This is a genomic window from Planctobacterium marinum, from assembly GCF_036322805.1.
In the GTDB taxonomy this organism is placed as follows: domain Bacteria; phylum Pseudomonadota; class Gammaproteobacteria; order Enterobacterales; family Alteromonadaceae; genus Planctobacterium; species Planctobacterium marinum_A.
Genome location: NZ_AP027272.1, coordinates 3,550,680 through 3,570,062, shown reverse-complemented (window position 1 = coordinate 3,570,062; position 19,383 = coordinate 3,550,680). Strand labels below are relative to the sequence as shown.

Annotated in this window: 14 protein-coding genes; 13 read left to right on the top strand and 1 reads right to left on the bottom strand. The window is 43.4% G+C overall.

Annotated features, from left to right (window positions below; translation table 11 throughout):
* Window positions 1–5: 5 nt before the first annotated feature.
* The 3 genes from AABA75_RS15825 to AABA75_RS15815 all read left to right on the top strand — a co-directional run bounded on the left by AABA75_RS15825 (window position 6) and on the right by AABA75_RS15815 (window position 6,035).
* Entirely contained in the window at window positions 6–3,203 is a 3,198-nt protein-coding gene (locus tag AABA75_RS15825; protein ID WP_338293650.1) for an FG-GAP-like repeat-containing protein, read from the top strand.
* 59 nt (window positions 3,204–3,262) lie between these two features.
* Complete coding sequence (locus tag AABA75_RS15820) at window positions 3,263–5,491, top strand: thioredoxin domain-containing protein (protein WP_338293649.1); 2,229 nt, start codon at window positions 3,263–3,265, stop codon at window positions 5,489–5,491.
* A 361-nt stretch (window positions 5,492–5,852) separates the two neighbouring features.
* On the top strand, window positions 5,853–6,035 hold the full coding sequence (locus AABA75_RS15815; protein WP_338293647.1) for a hypothetical protein: 183 nt from the start codon (window positions 5,853–5,855) through the stop codon (window positions 6,033–6,035).
* Window positions 6,036–6,349: 314 nt separating this feature from the next.
* On the opposite strand, the gene AABA75_RS15810 is transcribed toward AABA75_RS15815, so the two are convergent.
* Entirely contained in the window at window positions 6,350–6,514 is a 165-nt protein-coding gene (locus tag AABA75_RS15810) for a hypothetical protein (RefSeq protein ID WP_338293646.1), read from the bottom strand.
* A 1,089-nt stretch (window positions 6,515–7,603) separates the two neighbouring features.
* Here AABA75_RS15810 and AABA75_RS15805 point away from each other — a divergent pair.
* From AABA75_RS15805 to bamA, 10 genes are all read left to right on the top strand, one after another.
* Window positions 7,604–9,124: a Wzz/FepE/Etk N-terminal domain-containing protein gene (locus AABA75_RS15805; protein ID WP_338293645.1), complete on the top strand. Its 1,521-nt coding sequence runs from the start codon at window positions 7,604–7,606 to the stop codon at window positions 9,122–9,124.
* Window positions 9,125–9,394: 270 nt separating this feature from the next.
* On the top strand, window positions 9,395–10,126 hold the full coding sequence (gene rpsB, locus AABA75_RS15800; RefSeq protein ID WP_338293644.1) for a 30S ribosomal protein S2: 732 nt from the start codon (window positions 9,395–9,397) through the stop codon (window positions 10,124–10,126).
* 181 nt (window positions 10,127–10,307) lie between these two features.
* A complete protein-coding gene (gene tsf, locus AABA75_RS15795; RefSeq protein ID WP_338293643.1) occupies window positions 10,308–11,180 on the top strand; it encodes a translation elongation factor Ts in 873 nt (290 codons plus the stop codon).
* A gap of 157 nt (window positions 11,181–11,337) precedes the next feature.
* Window positions 11,338–12,066, top strand: a complete 729-nt coding sequence (gene pyrH, locus AABA75_RS15790) for a UMP kinase (protein WP_338293642.1) — start codon at window positions 11,338–11,340, stop codon at window positions 12,064–12,066.
* An 18-nt stretch (window positions 12,067–12,084) separates the two neighbouring features.
* Window positions 12,085–12,642 carry a ribosome recycling factor gene (gene frr / locus AABA75_RS15785; RefSeq protein ID WP_338293641.1) on the top strand — a complete coding sequence of 186 codons (558 nt, stop codon included), beginning with the start codon at window positions 12,085–12,087 and terminating at the stop codon, window positions 12,640–12,642.
* A gap of 12 nt (window positions 12,643–12,654) precedes the next feature.
* Window positions 12,655–13,401, top strand: coding sequence for a polyprenyl diphosphate synthase (gene uppS / locus AABA75_RS15780; RefSeq protein WP_338293639.1), 747 nt, complete (start codon window positions 12,655–12,657; stop codon window positions 13,399–13,401).
* A gap of 12 nt (window positions 13,402–13,413) precedes the next feature.
* Complete coding sequence (locus AABA75_RS15775) at window positions 13,414–14,277, top strand: phosphatidate cytidylyltransferase (RefSeq protein WP_338293637.1); 864 nt, start codon at window positions 13,414–13,416, stop codon at window positions 14,275–14,277.
* A gap of 14 nt (window positions 14,278–14,291) precedes the next feature.
* Entirely contained in the window at window positions 14,292–15,482 is a 1,191-nt protein-coding gene (gene ispC / locus AABA75_RS15770; RefSeq protein WP_338293635.1) for a 1-deoxy-D-xylulose-5-phosphate reductoisomerase, read from the top strand.
* A gap of 2 nt (window positions 15,483–15,484) precedes the next feature.
* Window positions 15,485–16,834, top strand: coding sequence for a sigma E protease regulator RseP (gene rseP / locus AABA75_RS15765; RefSeq protein ID WP_338293633.1), 1,350 nt, complete (start codon window positions 15,485–15,487; stop codon window positions 16,832–16,834).
* 57 nt (window positions 16,835–16,891) lie between these two features.
* A complete protein-coding gene (bamA, locus tag AABA75_RS15760) occupies window positions 16,892–19,366 on the top strand; it encodes an outer membrane protein assembly factor BamA (RefSeq protein ID WP_338293632.1) in 2,475 nt (824 codons plus the stop codon).
* Window positions 19,367–19,383 lie beyond the last annotated feature (17 nt).

Below are 19,383 nucleotides of genomic sequence, written 5' to 3'. Positions count from 1 at the left end.
AAAATATGAATTCTATTTTTTTCCATAATAGGTTTAAAACACCTTCAGATTTCAAGTTGCAAGCTATCTGTACTTTTGTCTTGGTTCTGTTTCTAAGCAAAGTATCGGCACAGGAATCTGAAGTACATTTAGAGCAGATCATTGGCCATATTGAAGCGCTTGAAAATGTGCGCGACCCAAAGTGTTATGCTACTGCGTCTCGCCTTGAAGATTTTATCTACGGTACGCCACTGGAACACCGGGCCAGATTCAGAAAAAACTTACTACAAAAACAATGGATCAGCCATTTTTGGGAGCATGCCTCGAGAATAGCCGCGATGTCGGGGGAGTCAGAACTCAATGAGAAACATATTGTCGCTGCAGTAAAACCAGTAATTCGATGGCAACAAGAGGAGTCGGGTCATTGGCTAGTTACCCTTGGTAGTGGCAACCAGCTGAAAATTCACAAAGATGATAAGCGGCAATATAGCACTATTGCCTACTCATTGAGATCGCTTCTAGCAGTGCAACAAGATTTGTTGCTTAGTGCTCAAGAGCAACAGCTTATGCCCCTGAGTATCAGCGCTACTGATAAGTTAGCCGAAGCCCTTGATTTTTTCCTATTGAGCGTCCTTCAAGTTGCAGACAGAGAGGCAAGAACCAAAAATTTACGAGAGGTCGATGAGAATTTGCTGGTAAGCGCCTGGAGCGCCATCAGTCAACTGAATTCCACAGTCAGCAAGAAGTACGAAGATGCATCAGTTAAGCGGGACATAATCTCACCGGTTTTGTTTAACAAGATGGTAGAACAAAAGCTGCGCTCATACAGTCAGTATAATGAGCTAAATAACCAGATATTTGTGCGTAACCTGCAAGTGTTTTTCGCTCGCCATCGCTGGCCTGAAAGTAGTATTGAAGCTAAACAGTTTAGGCAACTTTTTACCGAAACTGTCATCAGCTTTGCGAGCGATTTGTATCGAGGTGCACAAGAATTAGCGCTGGAGCACGGGCGGAACGTCATTCTGGAAGAGGACGTTTTCAACTATGCACAGTATGTACTGCCCCACAGAATCAATGAGTACGAGGACGCAATATTCTTTCCTGCCTTACCCGCAAAAGACAGGGTGACTATCGAAGCTTATGATATGGATGCCTTCCGAGATAGCGGAATTCATTGGCAGTACATGCAATTTGCTTTAAATGATGCGCTTTTTCCTATTTATCTTGAACCTGATCCTTTTGCGGCAGAATTACTTGTGGAGAACATCGCCCAATACGGTGTTCTGGTATTGCGTGTGATGGGAGACATCGGGCGTTCTGAAGAAAGTGAACGTATTAAAGTATCTTTCTTCAGAGATGCGGTAAATGCTGTGAATTATTTCGCCAGAGAAAATAATAAAGCAGAAAAACATAAAGGGAGCGATGTCTCTTTACGATTGATCAGTGCGCCCTCTGCTGAAGCGGTTGAGAAGTCAAAAATTGGAACCAATGGGACACTTTTCACGGAAGTCTCAAGCAGTGTCGGTATCAATTTTATGCATCGCTCCTCTGATTGGTTGAGTAGATTGTTACGTAGCTATTTAACTGACGGCAAGGGACGAGGAACAATTGTTATCCCCCCCGCTTTTGGTGGCTCCGGAATTGCAGCTGGTGATATTAATAACGATGGTTATGACGATGTACTTTTGCTTAGCGGTCTCGGGAACAGATTGTACTTAAATGATGGCAAAGGGAAGTTTAAGGACATTACTGAAAGTGCAGGGCTTAACTGGGTACGAGAGCCTGATAATTTGCCGGGCGAACCACGCCAGCCAATCATTGCCGACTTGGACAACGATGGTTGGCAGGATATCGTCATCACTTATGTCGATGATTTACATCGTGTTTATCGAAATAAAGGCGACAATACCTTTGAAGATGTCAGTGAGGGTACCGGCTTGGGGGGCGTTGGACTCGTAGGGGGCCCAGCGACAGTATTTGATTTTGATGGTGATGGCCTGTTAGATATTTACATCACATATTTCGGCAACTATTTAAAAGGTGTACTTCCTACATTAAGACGCCGTAATATCAATGGTTTGCCAAACAAATTATTTCGAAATTTAGGGAAACTTAAATTTCAGGATGTTACACAGGATAGCGGTGTAGACAACTCTGGTTGGGGGCAGGCCGTTACTCATACCGATTTTAATTCAGACGGCTTACAAGACCTCGTCGTCGGTAATGATTTTGGTGTTAATGCCTATTATAAGAATTTAGGCAACGGCAAATTTATAGATGTTGCTGACGAGCTTGGCACTAACAAACCATCTTACACAATGGGAATTGCTCTAGGTGACTTAAATCAAGACTTAATCTCAGATATTTACATTTCCAACATCGTTACCATGAACAAGGACGAAAAATATGTGCTGCCGTCTGCTGATACTGAAATGAAGTTTAACCCGAATAAACTCGCCAGAATGCGTGTTATAGAGGCGAATGATTTATTCTTGTCCAGAAATACTGGTGATTTACGGTTTGAATTAAGTGATAGAGTAGGACGGGGGTACTCATCCACGGGATGGTCATGGGATGCCGATTTCTTTGATTTTGATAATGATGGTGATGATGACCTGTACGTCCTCAATGGTATGAATGATTATTTAGTTTATAGTCAAGAAAATCCGTATTATCAGGATCCTATTAAAAATCGGGAAATTGAAGTCTTGTTTCCAAAATCAGACAAGGAAAAAAATGTCCTTTTCGTAAACGATGATGGAATGCTGAACAATGCGAGTGCTGGAAGTGGGTTGGACTTTTCCAGTAATGGCAGAAGCGCGATTTATTTGGATATCGATAATGATGGAGATTTGGACATTATCACCAATGATTATCATGAAAAATCCCGTGTATTGCTCAATCATTCTGAAGCAGATAACAATAATTGGCTGAAGCTTTCACTCAGTGGTGATCCGACAAGAGGCATAAATCTGGATGCCATCGGTGCAAAAGTAATTGTTGAAACTGCGGATGGCCTGAAACGCACAAGAGAATTAAGTGGTACAATTGGCTATATGTCAGTTCACTCAAAACAGATGCATTTCGGTTTGGGGGCACATAAATCTGCTAAGGTCACAATTATCTGGCCGAACGGCGAACGTGGCAGCTTGGGCAGTATTGATGCTAACCAAGTACACAGGTTTGCCTATGATTTTGACTCTGTCACTCAGGTAACAAATTGAACAGAAGTTTAACGAGGTGTTTAAAGCAATACTTATTAGGCATCGTTAGGTGCATGATATTGTTTTGGATTATCTTTGGCGTTCAAGCACAGCAATCAGTCAGAGATAATTTATTTCCTCCTTTATCAAGTAAAGTGTCTGCGTCTGATTTTGAACGTTATGTGTCAAAATATCTTGAGTTAAACCCTCAAAATGACACACATACCAATCAGGTGACGTACTTAAACTCGCTTATATTGAGTAGTTCGCCCTATTTGATTAAACATGCGACTAACCCCATTGATTGGAAATCGTGGACAGAAACGAATCTCCAAAATGCGAGGGAACAAAATAAGCTCATTTTTTTGTCAATCGGATTTTATGCCTGCTACTGGTGTCAGGTTATGGAAAAAGAGAGTTTTCGCGATCCGAAAATCGCGAAACTGTTAAATCAGAATTACATGTCCTTGAAGGTCGACCGGGAAGTTTCACCTCATATTGACAGCTATATGACAATGGCTTTGGCGCGCGTAAAAGGTACCGCAGGGTGGCCCATCACAGCCGTATTGACGCCTGATTCAGAGATTATATTTATCGATGCATATATCAAGCGCAATGAGTTGTTTAATTTATTATCAAACTTGGCTGAGACTTGGAAAACCACGCCGGAATGGGTAAGAAAACAATCTGCTCTGTATGAAAAAATAGTCCGTAGCGATACTGTTTCGAACAATTCGGTAAAAGTGAATAAGATTGACTGGTCTCCGTGGCTGGCCAACTTAAAGTCAAATCTAGACCAAGAATATGGGGGATTAAGGGGGGCACCTAACTTTCCGGAAGCCAGTCTCGTACTTTTATTAATTGATTGGGCGCAGCGACTCGAAGATATTGAATTAGATGAATTATTACATAATCATCTGCGCAATATGATCAACAAAGGTTTGTATGACTCGGTTAATGGGGGGTTTCACAGATATACAAGCGATAATCAATGGCGTATTCCCCATTACGAAAAAATGCTGTATACCCAAGCTTTGATGTTAGAGGTTTACAGTCGGGCATACAGAGTAAAGCCTGATCCGGCGTATAAAGTCATAGTCCGAGAAACTTTGGTATTTTTAAACCAGTATCTGGCTAAAAAAAATGGGCTCTTCATGAGTTCAGTTGATGCAGTTCATAATGGCGTAGAAGGCGGTTATTATTTGTATTCAGAAGAAGAAATTGCTGCCGTAGATAATGTATTTAAAGACAGCAAATCAACACGTACTTATGAAAAAGATGGTTTGTTCGGCGTTTATGTTGACAGACCGATAGACGAATCTTTTAACCAAATACGTGCACACCTATTAAAACTAAGAAACAAAAAACAACTCAACATTGACAGTAAATTACTGGTTAGCTGGAATGCTCTTTTGATTTCTGGACTTAAAGAAGCATACCTCTCCTTTGGTGAGCCGATTTACAAGACGACGGCAATCAAAATTGGAGATGCTTTATTATCGGAGCACAGCAGGTCAGAAGTACTGCCCAGAATTATCAATCCCGATGATAAAAGTATTTCAGCGACACTAGAAGATTATGCATTTCTTTTAAGAGCATCACTTGACTTATATGATATTACCAGCGAACTCAAGTGGTTGAAATATGCTAGAGACTTGATGAATGAGTCCATAAATTTTCTATGGAATGACAAGGATACATTTAAATTCTCAAACGCACCCGGAAGCCAGCAACAATTTTTATCGCTACATGACGGTGAGCTTATTAATCCGAAGTCAGCAATGCTAGAAAATATTTATAGATTAAATATGCATGTTAACTCTGCTTTGTATGTGGAGCAGTTTGAGGCTCTCATGGTTGAACTGACAAGTCAGACGGTAGAGCAACCAATGCAACAATTGTTCTCTGCAAAAGTTCTGTACGACATTGAGAACGGGAATACTGAGTCAATCCAGTACATCGCTGACGGAAATGGTAAAGTTGAATTGAAAATTCAGCCTGACCAATCTCATTTACTCATTTTTAAGTTTCAACATGGCTGGCATGTAAACTCTCACCAGCCTCTGGATAAAGAATTGATCGCCACAAATGTTGAATTCCCGATACCGAATAACGTCGAAGTCATTTATCCAGCTCCTTTAGTAAAGGAATTCACGGGCACCAAAACTAAGGTTTCTGTATTTGATAAACATTTTTCTTTGCATATAAGTAACGGGCAAGGGATTGGATATGTTGACCTACAGGCTTGTTCTACAGAATTAAATTTATGTTTGCAGCCGGAAAAGTTAATTTTTAATTTTGGTCAATAGTACTTATGCAGTTCCTGGACGAGAATCACGGCAAGATCGTTCTAGTTTGCACTATTTGGCGCTTGAATGAACAGATTAAGCAACAAATTCAAAAGCTTAATATATGCATCATAATCGAAAACTCCCTAAAACACTACGAATCAAAACAGTGCCCCCATAGAACGTTGTAAACGTATCAGTTGATGGGCATTAAATTGTTGTCTGTTGGTGCCGTGATGTAAGGGGCTGAAAGGAGGAAGATATTGAAGATTTCGGAAAACTTAAGCTTGATTGGCTCAGAAGATATAGGCCCTTTGAACAAGATACTCCCCGCCATGACACAATAGTTCGGGTGATCTATCGTCGTAAGCCGGAAGAAACAGTGAAAACGTTTCCCAACTCGGATTCGGCTCTGCTATATATCACCGGGTATGCTGTCATAGTCATTGATGGTAAAACTGCCTGGCAATCTGTTCAGACACGAGAGCGCTCCAACCCGTTATATGCTATCAGTGTGCGGAGCTGTCTGTATCAGCCGGTGCTGGGACAAGTGGCTGTTAGTTAATCAAAAAAGTAATGAATTCGCCGCCATTTTCGAACTATTGAGCGGATTGGATATTGAGAACTGTATCATCACTTTGGCTGCCTTGTGTGATCAGAAAGAAATTGCAAAACTGATTGTTCGAAGCAAATTTATCCCGTCACTCACCAAGGTGTGGCGATTTCCCGGTAATCACAGGTATGGCTTTTGATTTTACTCATTGAATAATTTCCGAATGACATCTTTTAGCCCCGATAATGTATGGAATGCCTGATGTCTCAGTCTTCTCACTATCTAACGTTCAATAATCAGAACCGCGTTTTGTGCTTTGCTTTGTCCTATGGTTTTAGTGAATTGGCAGGCATTACAGTATCACAATAATGATTTGCCAGTGACTGGTAAGCCGTATTCAGTTGAGGCTCAAACCCACAGGCTTTGCTCACCGTTGACTTGAGATTATCCGGCATAAGCAATTGCGGTACACCACCGAATAAGGCAAACATAGCCACATGTGCCTCAAGCCAGTTTCCAGCTTCTGATTATATGTGGCAATGGCAAAGGTTTAGTTGGATGCCGCCAATAAGGCAACGAAAACCTGCACATTACGTACTTCTCAGGTTTCAGGGTTAAGCACTGGCAGTGTTGGCCTACAGAAATCGATAATGACTTTTTTACCAGCCTTATGCGTAAAACGCATGGGACGTTTTTGTTGTAACTTCCATTCACGATAGTTATCGCAGAACTTGCTACAGCAATAACAGCCCTCCGGATTGACGGCTTGATACTCCTCCCAAAAATGGATTTTGGTAACGCCTTTGCGTCTCAGTTCCATATACATGAGTGTGTAATCTGGTATTACGCGACCTGCATTCCTATCGGGATAAAGAGACTGATGAAGCCAATAATCAGTGATATGCTAAGGCAGAGGCCAACCGCATATTTGATTTTTGAATTTATTGAGAATATCTGAGATCGTCGTTGCACCAACGTTCAATCGTATGGCGATGTTCCGGTTCCTCGCTGTTTCGTCAAACTTCAGGCGAAGAACTACCTTGACACTTTCAATGACAGTTACTTGTTCCACTTTAAAAATTAAAAGAAGCTAATAAGCATAAATCTCTGGTAGTGTGGACCGGAAATGGCCTATGATCGAGCGGCCGGAATGGAGGTGAACGGGTTATCCAGAATTAGTGAACGATTACGTCAAGAGATCCATTAATACAAATTTCTTGTGCGCATGTACCGACTTGCTCTGGTGGTCGAGTAAGTAAAGCCCCTAAAACTGAGGCACTGTACCTCCTACATCGTCGCACCTAATGCGCTGTTAGTCTTATTGCGCCTGTCGCTCCGCAGAAACTCTTTGTGACTTGCTTACTTCGTGAGAGTTCGTTAGCCAAAGACCATGCCCAATGGGTCGCAACTACATACATGACGCACAAAAACACACAATTTGTTGAATCAATGTATGGGCGTAAATCGTTTGCAATTAAATACATATTAAATGTGGCGTGAAGGTATGCAAGATTAAATTTAAACGGTAAACTTTTCAGCAGACAACACTTTTACTAATTTACACAGGACGCAGAGAATAGATGTCTGAGCTACTCCACCGCAATGAGCAACAATTTCCTAACGACGAAACGGACTTGGCAGAACTGGTTAGTGAGATATGGAAAAGAAGAAAAGTTATTTTCTTGTTTTCTATAATTGGTGCGCTTTTAGGTGCGGTGTATTTCGCATCGAATTGGTTTTCTCAACCCTCTAAATACACCGTGAGTACTAATTTGACGCTAAATTTTCAGGGAATTCAGGAGGGAAAGTACCCCAATGGCAGTCCATTTTCGCTCAACGATATTACAGCTAACCCTGTCCTGCTCCAAGTTTACAACAGGTATGAACTCAAAGAATACGGCTTTACACGGAGAGATTTTTTTGAATCGGTAACAATCACACCATTTACCCCTAGTAGGGTGTTTATTGAACAAAGGTACAGACAAACTCTTGAGAATAGAAAGTTAAGCAACGCCGAGATTGCTGAATTGAACCAGCAATTTTCAATGGAATTAAAAAATGCAAGTCTTCGTTTTGCAAGGCTTTATTTTTCCTCCCAATTGTCAAAAGCGTTACCTGAGGATTTAGCTCTTAGGATATTAGCGGCTATTCCAGATGAATGGGCCCAACGTAGTATTAGTACTTATGGCGTGCTAGATATGGGGATCTCTCTTCCCGATGATATCGACACCACACAGCTAACAAGAAATGAATATATTGCCAGTGTTGAATATCTTTCCGATTTTAATCAGAGACTTGTAGAGGTAGCGTCGCGTCTAGATGCAGATGAAATTGGTGTAATGATTAGTGAGCCTGAAACAAAATTGTCAGCAAAGAACGTGATTAATGAACTCCGTTTTTTACAGGAATATACGTTAGGCCCGTTACAGAGTGCTTTTCTTGTCAGTCCGATATACAAAGATGTAACCAATGCCACCTACGTATTAAATAACCAGCTTGTGCTGTCAGAGTCGAGGTTGGATGAATTGCGTCGTGAAAGTGCTGCGATTAAGGATATACTTAGTACATATGCCAATCTAAGCTTGGAGCCCAGTGATGGTAATGCGGTTTCTCGACAGGGTAGTCTCGCAGGGGCTCAGTTTGGTGATGAGTTTTTATCAAGGCTCCTCACACTAGGTGATGAGCTATCCACCTCCAAATATAAGCAGGACTTGTTAGACCGTGCTCTAGATATCAATTTGAAAGCAGAAGCGGTGTCCACGAAAATAAACCAGACAAAGCAAAAATTAAATCTAATTAATCAGTCACAAATCGAAAACAGCCAAATCAAAAATAAGGTAGACGAGGATCTCGAATATGCTGTGTCGAGTTTAAAAAAATACAGAGAAGTTTTGTTAAAAATCTTAGACATTCGGAATGATAAGTTTTTGGGCACCAATGGAAGTCTGTATGATCTTTCAGCTGAGCCAATTATCAATAGTAACTTCAAGAACCAAGTTAAAAGCATGGTGAAGTTCATATTCTTCCCCAGCTTATTGGGTTTGTTTTTAGGTGGATTTGTTGCGCTAGTTCTCGCTGCCATATCGAGATCCAAAACTTAATCTATCAACGTGCACGTTTGATGTTGCTGTAACTTTGCTAAATATTGCGACGGTAAAGTCATCAAAAGATTGCGGTAATGTTGTTAGTATGGTATAAAGCGCCGCGCCTGAACTGGACCGTTGCGAAAGAATAGTTCAAATCAGCGTAAATTAATCATTTAAAACACACATACATCGACACGATTTTCGGGGTGTCTGGCTTTTCTCACGAGGAAACAGGATCGAAAATTGGGATGTATGGAGGCCTAACCCCAATTGAGGAAATTTATTATGGCAAACGTATCTATGCGTGACATGCTGCAAGCTGGTGTTCACTTCGGTCACCAAACTCGCTACTGGAACCCAAAAATGAAGCCTTTCATTTTTGGCGCTCGTAACAAAGTTCACATCATTAACCTGGAAAAAACAGTTCCTTTGTTCAATGATGCATTATCTTATCTTTCTTCTGTATCTGCGCGCAAAGGTAAAATCCTTTTCGTAGGTACTAAGCGCGCTGCTGGCGATGCGGTAAAAGAAGCTGCTTTGAAATGCGACCAATACTACGTTAACAAGCGTTGGTTAGGTGGTATGTTGACTAACTGGAAAACAGTGCGTCAATCAATCAAGCGTCTAAAAGACCTTGAGCAACAGTCTCAAGACGGTACTTTTGAAAAGCTTACTAAGAAAGAAGTACTAATGCTGACCCGCGAAATGGAAAAGCTGGAAAGCAGCCTTGGCGGTATCAAAGACATGGGCGGTTTACCAGATTGCTTGTTCGTAATCGACGCAAACCACGAGCACATTGCAATTGCAGAAGCTCGTAGCTTGGGTATCCCGGTAGTATCTGTTGTTGATACAAACACTGACCCAGACGGAATTGATTACATCATTCCTGGCAACGACGACGCAATCCGCGCGGTTCAGTTATATCTGAATGCGGCTGCTGACGCGATTCTGGAAGGTCGTGAGCAAAATCTTGAAGCTATCGCTGAAAACGACGATTTCGTTGAAGCGGCTGAGTAAGATTTAATACAGCATTCACAAATGCATGTTAAAAGTCGTAAGACTCATTAAAACAGGGGCCTTGCCCCTGTTTTAAAATATAGTTTGGTAAAGCTTATTTACCCCATATTTTTGAAATGAGATCGCAAATGGGTCTTGTTTTCTACGCTAAAAATTTAAATTTATTCCTGAGGATATACAGATGGCTGTAACTGCTGCTCAAGTAAAAGAACTGCGTGAGCGTACCGGCGCCGGTATGCTGGATTGTAAAAAAGCATTGCAAGCGACTGATGGTGACATCGAAGCGGCGATTGAGAATATGCGTAAATCAGGTCAGGCGAAAGCTGCTAAAAAAGCAGGCCGTATCGCTGCTGAAGGTGTGATCCTGACTTCTGTAAACGCCGGTGTTGCAACAATGATGGAACTGAACTGTGAAACTGATTTCGTTGCACGTGATGACAGCTTCCTGGCATTTGGTAAAAAGTTGGTTGAGTTTGCTGCCGCTAACAAAATCAGTGACGTTGAAGCATTAAATGCTTCTGAAATTGACGGTACAGTTGTTTCTGACTTGCGTGACACGCTAGTTGCCAAAATCGGTGAAAACATCAACGTTCGTCGCGTTGTAACTGTTGAAGGCGACAACTTAGGTGCATACGTACACGGTGCGCGTATCGGTGTAATCTCTGTGTTGACAGGTGGTTCTGAAGATTTGGCAAAAGATGTAGCGATGCACGTTGCTGCAAGCAGCCCGCAATTCGTTAAGCCAGAAGACGTTCCAGCTGACGTTGTTGAGAAAGAAAAAGCCATCCAAATCGATATCGCGATGCAAAGCGGCAAGCCAGCTGAAATCGCAGAAAAAATGGTTATGGGTCGCATGAAGAAATTTACTGGTGAAATCAGTTTGACTGGTCAGCCTTTCGTTAAAGATCCTTCCATGAACGTTGGTCAGCTGTTGAAAGACAACAGCGCAGACGTCATCAACTTCATCCGTTTTGAGGTTGGTGAAGGTATCGAGAAGAAAACTGAAGACTTCGCTGCTGAAGTTCAGGCACAAATGGCTGCTGCTAAACAGTAAGCTGTTTACAAATAAATCTGACAAGGGCTTTTGCATTAAAGCATTGTCATATAAACTACTAGCACCTCAAAAGAGGTGCTTTTTTTTAGGTGTCAGCCACCAGAAAAGCGAACGAGTCCCCTAAATCCCCGACAATCATTGAGGATGAGAAATTTTCATGAGTATCAGCTCCAAACCTGCCTATCGTAGAATTTTATTGAAACTAAGTGGTGAAGCCTTGATGGGCAATGAGTCATTTGGTATTGACGCAAAAGTATTAGACCGCATGGCGTCTGAAATCAAAGAGTTAGTTGAGCTTGGTGTTCAGGTTGGTCTGGTGATTGGCGGTGGCAACTTATTCCGTGGCGAAGGACTGGCAAAAGCCGGCATGAATCGCGTTGTGGGTGATCATATGGGTATGTTGGCAACCGTAATGAACGGCCTTGCAATGCGTGATGCGCTGCACAGAGCATTCGTTAATGCCCGTTTGATGTCGGCAATCCCACTTAATGGCGTGTGTGACGCTTATAACTGGACAGAGGCTATTAGCTTGTTGAAGTCTGGTCGTGTTGTCATTTTTTCTGCCGGAACTGGGAATCCTTTTTTCACCACTGACTCTGCGGCCTGTTTACGCGGTATTGAAATCGAGGCTGACGTGGTTTTGAAAGGAACCAAAGTTGACGGTGTGTACAATGCGGACCCCAATACAAATCCAGATGCGGTATTACAAAAACACCTCAATTATAGTGAAGTGTTAGAAAAAGAATTAAAGGTCATGGATCTTGCGGCATTTACGTTAGCGCGAGACCACAATATTCCTATCAAAGTCTTTAACATGAATAAAACTGGCTGCCTCAAAGCTGTAGTCATGGGTGAAGATGAAGGTACGTTGATAGATAACAACTAAAAAAATAAGGTTAGAAACATGATTGATGAAATTTTTGAAGATGCTAAAGAGCGCATGGACAAAAGTATTGGTGCGCTTAAAACCAACTTCAGTAAAATCAGAACCGGGCGAGCTCATCCTAGTTTGCTAGATAATGTGATGGTTTCTTACTATGGTGCGGCTACGCCATTGAGACAGCTTGCTAACGTGGTGGTTGAAGATTCTCGTACCCTGGCGCTGACCGTATTTGACAAGAGTGCCATTCAAGCCGTTGAAAAGGGTATCCTGCAATCTGATTTGGGCCTGAACCCAATTAGCGCCGGGACAACCATGCGTATTCCATTGCCGCCGTTAACGGAAGAACGACGTAAAGACCTAATTCGAGTGGTACGTGGTGAAGCTGAGCAGGGGCGTATCAGTATTCGAAACATTCGTCGTGATGCTAATGGTGATATTAAGGATCTGTTGAAGGAAAAAGAGATTTCTGAAGATGAAGCCCGCGCAGCAGAGGACAATATTCAGCAAGCAACCGATAAATTTGTGAAACAAGTAGACGAGTTGCTAAAAGCTAAAGAAGCTGAATTAATGGAAATTTAGAAGCTTTCTTTGATGACGGATGCAAATCAACAGTATGATGTGATGCCTAAACACGTTGCCATTATTATGGATGGCAACGGACGTTGGGCGAAACAGAAAGGGAAATTGCGCTCCTTTGGGCACAAGGCTGGAGCAGATGCGGTACGAGCTGCAGTGCGATTTTGTTTGCAAAACAACATTGAGGCACTGACGTTATTCGCGTTTAGCAGTGAGAATTGGCTGCGACCTGCAGACGAAGTGAAAGCGCTGATGGAGTTGTTCGTTTGGGCATTGGGTAGTGAGGCTAAAAAGCTCAATAAAAACAATGTGAAACTGCAGGTTATTGGTGATTTGAGTCGCTTTGATGAGAAACTTAAGAGCAAGATTGCTGAAGCAGAACAGCTTACTCAAAATAACACTGCTATGGTGCTAAATATCGCCGCAAACTATGGCGGTAAGTGGGATATTACTAATGCCTGTAAGAAATTGTTAAGAGCCGCAAGTGAGCAGCAAATAGATATCGATTCCATCACTGAACAAGACTTATCCAAATACATTCAATTAAATGAACTCCCCGATATCGATTTATTGATACGCACAGGTGGTGAACAGCGCATCTCGAACTTCCTGATTTGGCAGTTGGCCTATTCTGAGTTGTATTTTTGCGCAACTCTTTGGCCTGATTTTGATGAAACCGCATTTGCTAATGCGGTGAAAGAGTTTGCGGGCCGTCAGCGTCGCTTTGGTATGACCGGTGAGCAAATAGAGAGCCAGCATTAAGGTGTTCTTCAGATGTTAAAACAGCGCATTATAACCGCATTGATTTTGGCCCCCTTAGCATTAGGAGCCATTCTGTTTTTACCTATCAGAGGTTTTGAAATAGCTTTTGCCGCTATTGTTGCTTTGGGTGCATGGGAATGGGCAAATCTAACAGGTTTGACTATTCCCTTATTAAAGTCTGTATACACCGCACTGGTATCAGGCATCTGTGTTGCTTTGAGTATTCTGGTGCCAGTGGATTCTGTTTGGGTCCAGGGAGAATTGGCACCAATATACGAATATATCCTCTGGCTGGCTGCGATTTGGTGGCTTGTTTCTCTTTTCCTGATTATCGCCTACCCGAGGTATAGCTTGTTATGGCGCACCAGTGTTTTTTTAAGAGGCATATTTGGTTTATTAACCCTTGTTCCTACATGGGTAGCAGTGGTGGTTCTGCGTACCAGCCTGTTTGATGTTGATCCTCTTTATGGTGCTTCTCTGATCTTTTATGTTTTAGGTATTGTGTGGGCCGCCGATGTGGGCGCTTTTTTTGTCGGGGTAAAATTCGGTCGTCACAAACTACGACCTAACGTATCACCGGGTAAAACTATTGAGGGCTTACTTGGTGGGGTGGGGGCTTCTTTCGCTATTATAGCCTTTGCCGCAATGCATTATCAGGTTGACCCTTCCCGCATCTGGTTGCACGTTCTGGTCGGTGGTTTAACTGTAGCGGTTAGTGCTCTTGGTGATTTGAATGAAAGTATGTTTAAACGCTGTGCTGGCTGTAAAGATAGCGGTAATCTGTTGCCCGGACACGGTGGTATTCTGGATAGAATTGATAGTCTCACTGCGGCGTTCCCTATCTTTGCATTCTGTTATGTCATGTGGATGGCATAAAAAGACTTTTTTGCATGAAGCCAATTAAAACTAATCAAATACAAAATATAACCCTATTAGGTGCCACAGGCTCAATCGGTTTGAGTACCCTTGATGTGGTAGCGCGCCATCCTGAACGATTCAGGATTTTTGCTCTAACATGTCATAGCAAAGTTGAGGAGTTGGTGAAACTTGCTGTAATTCATCAACCCCGGCATTTGGTCACGAGTAGCGAGGCCCATTATTCTGAGCTGCAAAAATATGCAGAGCAGGCCGGCCTGAACTGCGAAGTGCATTGTGGCATAGAAGCACTCTGTGCTGTCTCCAGTGCGCCTGATGTGAATACCGTGATGGCGGCAATTGTTGGCGCGGCAGGATTGTTACCCACTTTTTCTGCGGTGACAAGTGGTAAAAAGGTATTACTGGCTAACAAGGAGTCGCTGGTGATGTCTGGTAAATTGTTTATGGATGCGGTTGCCGAGCACAACGCCACGTTGTTGCCTGTGGACAGTGAGCACAACGCTATTTTTCAATGTCTTCCTGAGCAGGGCTATTGTGAGCGTCAAATTCGAAAAATCCTACTCACGGGCTCAGGTGGTCCGTTTTTAAAGCACGATATTTCCACCTTTACTGACATTACGCCTGAGCAGGCCTGCAAACATCCGAACTGGTCGATGGGGCAAAAAATATCTGTCGATTCCGCCACTATGATGAATAAGGGATTGGAATTTATCGAGGCCTGTCATTTGTTCCATGTCAGTGGTGACAATATTGACGTGGTAATCCACCCCCAGAGCATCGTGCACTCTATGGTGCAATACAGCGATGGGTCGGTATTAGCGCAAATGGGACAGCCCGACATGCGCACACCTATTGCCCATACCTTGTCCTGGCCAGAGCGGATTGAATCAGGGGTAGCCTCATTGGATTTCTCACAGTTAGTGGATTTACAGTTTTTAAAACCTGACTTTGAGCGCTTTCCCTGTTTACAGCTGGCGATTGAATGCGCCAGCCAAGGGCAGGCTGCCACTACGGCTCTCAATGCGGCAAACGAGATTGCAGTCGCAGCGTTCCTCGACAGAAAAATTCGCTATACAGACATTTTTAAAGTTTGTCAGCAGACGGTTGAGCAAGGACTTGGAGACAAGGTTGAAAGTCTTGATGACATCATTGCGTGTGATGCCAACAGTCGCAAAATTGCTGCTGAAATACTGGAGAGTATCTAGCTATGTTTGACTTTTTGTGGAGCCTGGGCGCGTTTATTATTGCCTTAGGTATTCTGGTGGCGGTGCACGAATGGGGACACTTCATTGTCGCCAGAAAATGCGGTGTCAAAGTGCTGCGATTTTCCATAGGTTTTGGCAAGCCTCTGTGGCGCACAACCGATAAGCAGGGTACTGAATATGTCGTGGCGCTGATCCCTCTGGGGGGGTATGTCAGGATGCTAGACAGTCGCGTAGATGATGTTGACCCGAAAGATCAAGGCGTCACCTTTAACAGTCAATCGGTTTTGAAGCGCATTGCGATTATTGCTGCGGGGCCGCTTACTAATTTTATCTTTGCCGTAATTGCTCTGTATTTTATGTATTTATTGGGCGTTGAAACAGTACGACCGGTGATTGGAAATGTGCAACCTGACTCCATAGCGGCCCAAGCCGGATTGCCTCGTGATGTGCAAATCAGCAAAATTGGTGAGCGTGAAGTCAAAGATTGGAGTGCCATCAATCTGGAGCTGGTATCGCATATTGGCAAGGATACAATGCAAGTGACCACTTATATTGAATCAAACATGTCTCAGCGCAGTTATTCGCTTGACCTGGCAGGTTGGCAATTTGATCCCGAAACTCAGTCGGCAATCCGCTCATTAGGCATAGAACCATTCCGCCCAGCTATCACCACCAATATTGGATTAGTGGCGAAAGATTCACCTGCTGAACTGGCTGGAATCAATAAAGACGATAAAATTTTGAGTATCGATGGAACTCCCATCGATAAATGGGAACAAATAGGGGAGTATCTTACCGGGCGAGGCGGTGATACTGTGGGAGTGATGCTGCTCAGAGAGGGGCGCGAAGTGCCTGTTATGGTTACTGTTGGCTACCGAGAAGATAATCCTCAAGTGGGTTATTTAGGGGTTGTGCCACAATCGGAACCCTGGCCTGAAGGGTATATATTTACTCATCAGTACGGATTGGTTGCAGCCTTGGGGGCTGCTATGGATAATACATGGCGCTTGATGACACTGAGCGTAGAAATGATCGGCAAATTATTTACTGGTGATGTGTCGGTTAAAAATCTCAGTGGACCCATATCCATTGCTCAAGGAGCGGGAGCTAGCGCAGGATATGGGTTGGTATATTTTCTCAGTTTTCTGGCGCTCATTAGTGTGAATCTTGGGATAATTAACTTACTACCGCTACCTGTATTGGATGGCGGGCACTTGCTTTATTATTTTGTGGAGTTAGTGACCGGAAAGCCTGTGCCTGAATCTGTTCAGGAAGTGGGTTTTCGTATCGGTGGGGTGTTGCTTTTTATGCTAATGGCCGTGGCAATCGTAAACGATATAACTCGTTTGTAAAGCACGCGCTTTTTTTAACAATGCTGAATATGTTTCAGTCAGGAAGAATATAAATAAATGAAGTTGAATCAGACACTTTTTGCATTGCTATTTTTCGTAGTGACCGGTTCGGTAAATGCAAATTCAGCCAGTGATTTTGTCATTGACGACATCAAAATTGAAGGACTGCAGCGTGTAGCTCTGGGTGCGGCATTAACCTATATGCCTGTTAAGGTGGGCGACACCATGAACGGTTTCCGTATCGCTCAAGTTATAAAGTCTCTTTACTCATCTACTCACTTCGAAAGTATTAAAGTATTGCGTGATGGCGACACCTTGGTAGTTCAGGTCAAAGAGCGTCCAACCATTAGTAATATTATTTTTGAGGGTAATGATGACATCAAAGACGAGCAGTTACAGGAAAGTCTTGATGGCAGTAATATCCGTATTGGCGAGCCCTTGGACCGTACCGTACTCACTGGATTAGAGAGTGGCTTAAAAGACTTCTATTACAGTGTTGGTAAATACAATGCTGATGTCACCGCGATTGTAACGCCTTTACCTCGAAATCGCGTGGACCTGAAATTTTTGTTTGAAGAAGGTGAAGCTGCAAAAATCGCTCAGATAAACATTGTAGGCAATGAAATCTTCAGCGACGCCGAATTGTTAGAGGGATTTGAATTGGGCTTTGACCCGGCGTGGTGGGATATCATGGCCGAAACGCGATACCAGAAACAAACCCTCGAGGGCGATATGGAAACCCTCAGAAGCTATTATCTGGACCGAGGTTACTTGCAGTTTAGAGTGAACTCCACTCAGGTTTCTATGACCCCAGACAAAGAGGGGATCTACGTTGCAATTAACGTTACTGAAGGCGAACAGTACAACGTATCTGAAGTGGAAGTTACTGGTGAATTGTTGGGTCACGGTGATACCATCCGTGCCTTGCTGCCTCTGCGCGGTGATACTCTTTACAACCAAGCTTTGGTGACCTACACCGAAGAATTTATCAGCAAATACCTTGGCCGCTTTGGTTATGCCTATCCCACGGTTACCACTATCCCGGATATCAACGACGAAGATAATACGGTTAAGCTAACTATGCGGGTGGATCCCGGTAAGCGCATTTATGTGCGCAGGATCAACTTTGTGGGTAATGACATCACTAAAGATGAGGTACTGCGCCGCGAAGTCACGCAGATGGAAGGTAGTTTTTTGTCTAATCAAGCTCTGGAAGTGTCCAAGGCCAATATTTCCCGCCGTTTGAACTTTGTGGATGAAGTAGAGTTTGAAACCGTCAGAATTCCCGGCGAAGAAGACAAAGTGGACGTAGAGTTCAGTATGAAAGAACAGCCATCCGGCTCGTTTAATGCGGGTATCGGTTTTGGCGACCGCACAGGCCTTAGCCTGCAAGCTGGGGTTTCCCAGGATAACTTTCTCGGCTCGGGCAAACAGGTAGGCTTCAATGTAAATACCAACCGCTATCAAAAGCAGGCAGCAATTACCTACAACGACCCTTATTTCACTATTGATGGTATTAGCTTGGGTGGCACATTGTCCTATAGCGAATTAGACGCTGGGGACTTTGGACTTGTTCAATACAATACCAAAACTTATCGTATCGGCGGGACCTTTGGCTTCCCGATCAACGAATACAATCGCTTGCGCTTTGGGGTGACTTATGAGAATGAAGAACTAGCGCAGCGCAATACTTACGAGCAAACCCAGCGTTTCTACGACCTGTTCATCGATCCCAATGATCCCGATGCACCCATCAAATACGATTCCTTTGTGTTGTCCGCTGCCTGGATAAGAAGCACCTTGAATCGTGGTCTGTTCCCGACTGCGGGCTCTAATCAGACGCTCTCTTTATCGGCAACAACTCCAAACTCGGATGCCAATTACTACAAAGCTGAGTTTAACACTCGCTTCTACTTCCCGTTGTCCAATGACCAACGTTGGTCATTGCTAACTCGCCTGCGTGTTGGATACGGAAATGGCTATGGCGATATTAATGGCAAGGATCAGTTCTTACCCTTTACACAGAACTTTACTGCCGGTGGTGCGGGTACGCTGAGGGGCTTTGAAAATAATACCGTAGGCCCTCGAGCCATTCAACGTACCACAGGTACGCTTACAGACCCCAATGGCGACCCGGTGGGTTATGGGCCTTTGTCAGATTCTTTGTTTGTCACTGAGCGTTCTATCGGTGGTAACGCCATAGCGATAGGTGGCGTTGAGTTAATCGTACCTACGCCGTTTATTGGTGAGGAGTATGATACTCAAGTACGTAGCAGTATTTTCCTTGATGTTGGTACGGTCTGGGATACGGAATTTGTCTACGATGATTACAAAGATTTGAGCCTGGACTCTCTCAGTGAAGAGTGTCTCTTGGATTTCGCAGACCCAGGTCTTTATAGAGCTTCTTACGGACTGTCGGTACAATGGTTGTCGCCTATGGGACCTATGGTGTTTAGTTTCTCTCGTGCTCTGAAAGAGCAGAGTGGCGACGAAGTGAAGTTCTTCTCATTTAATATTGGTCAAACATTTTAATCAGATTGCATTACACA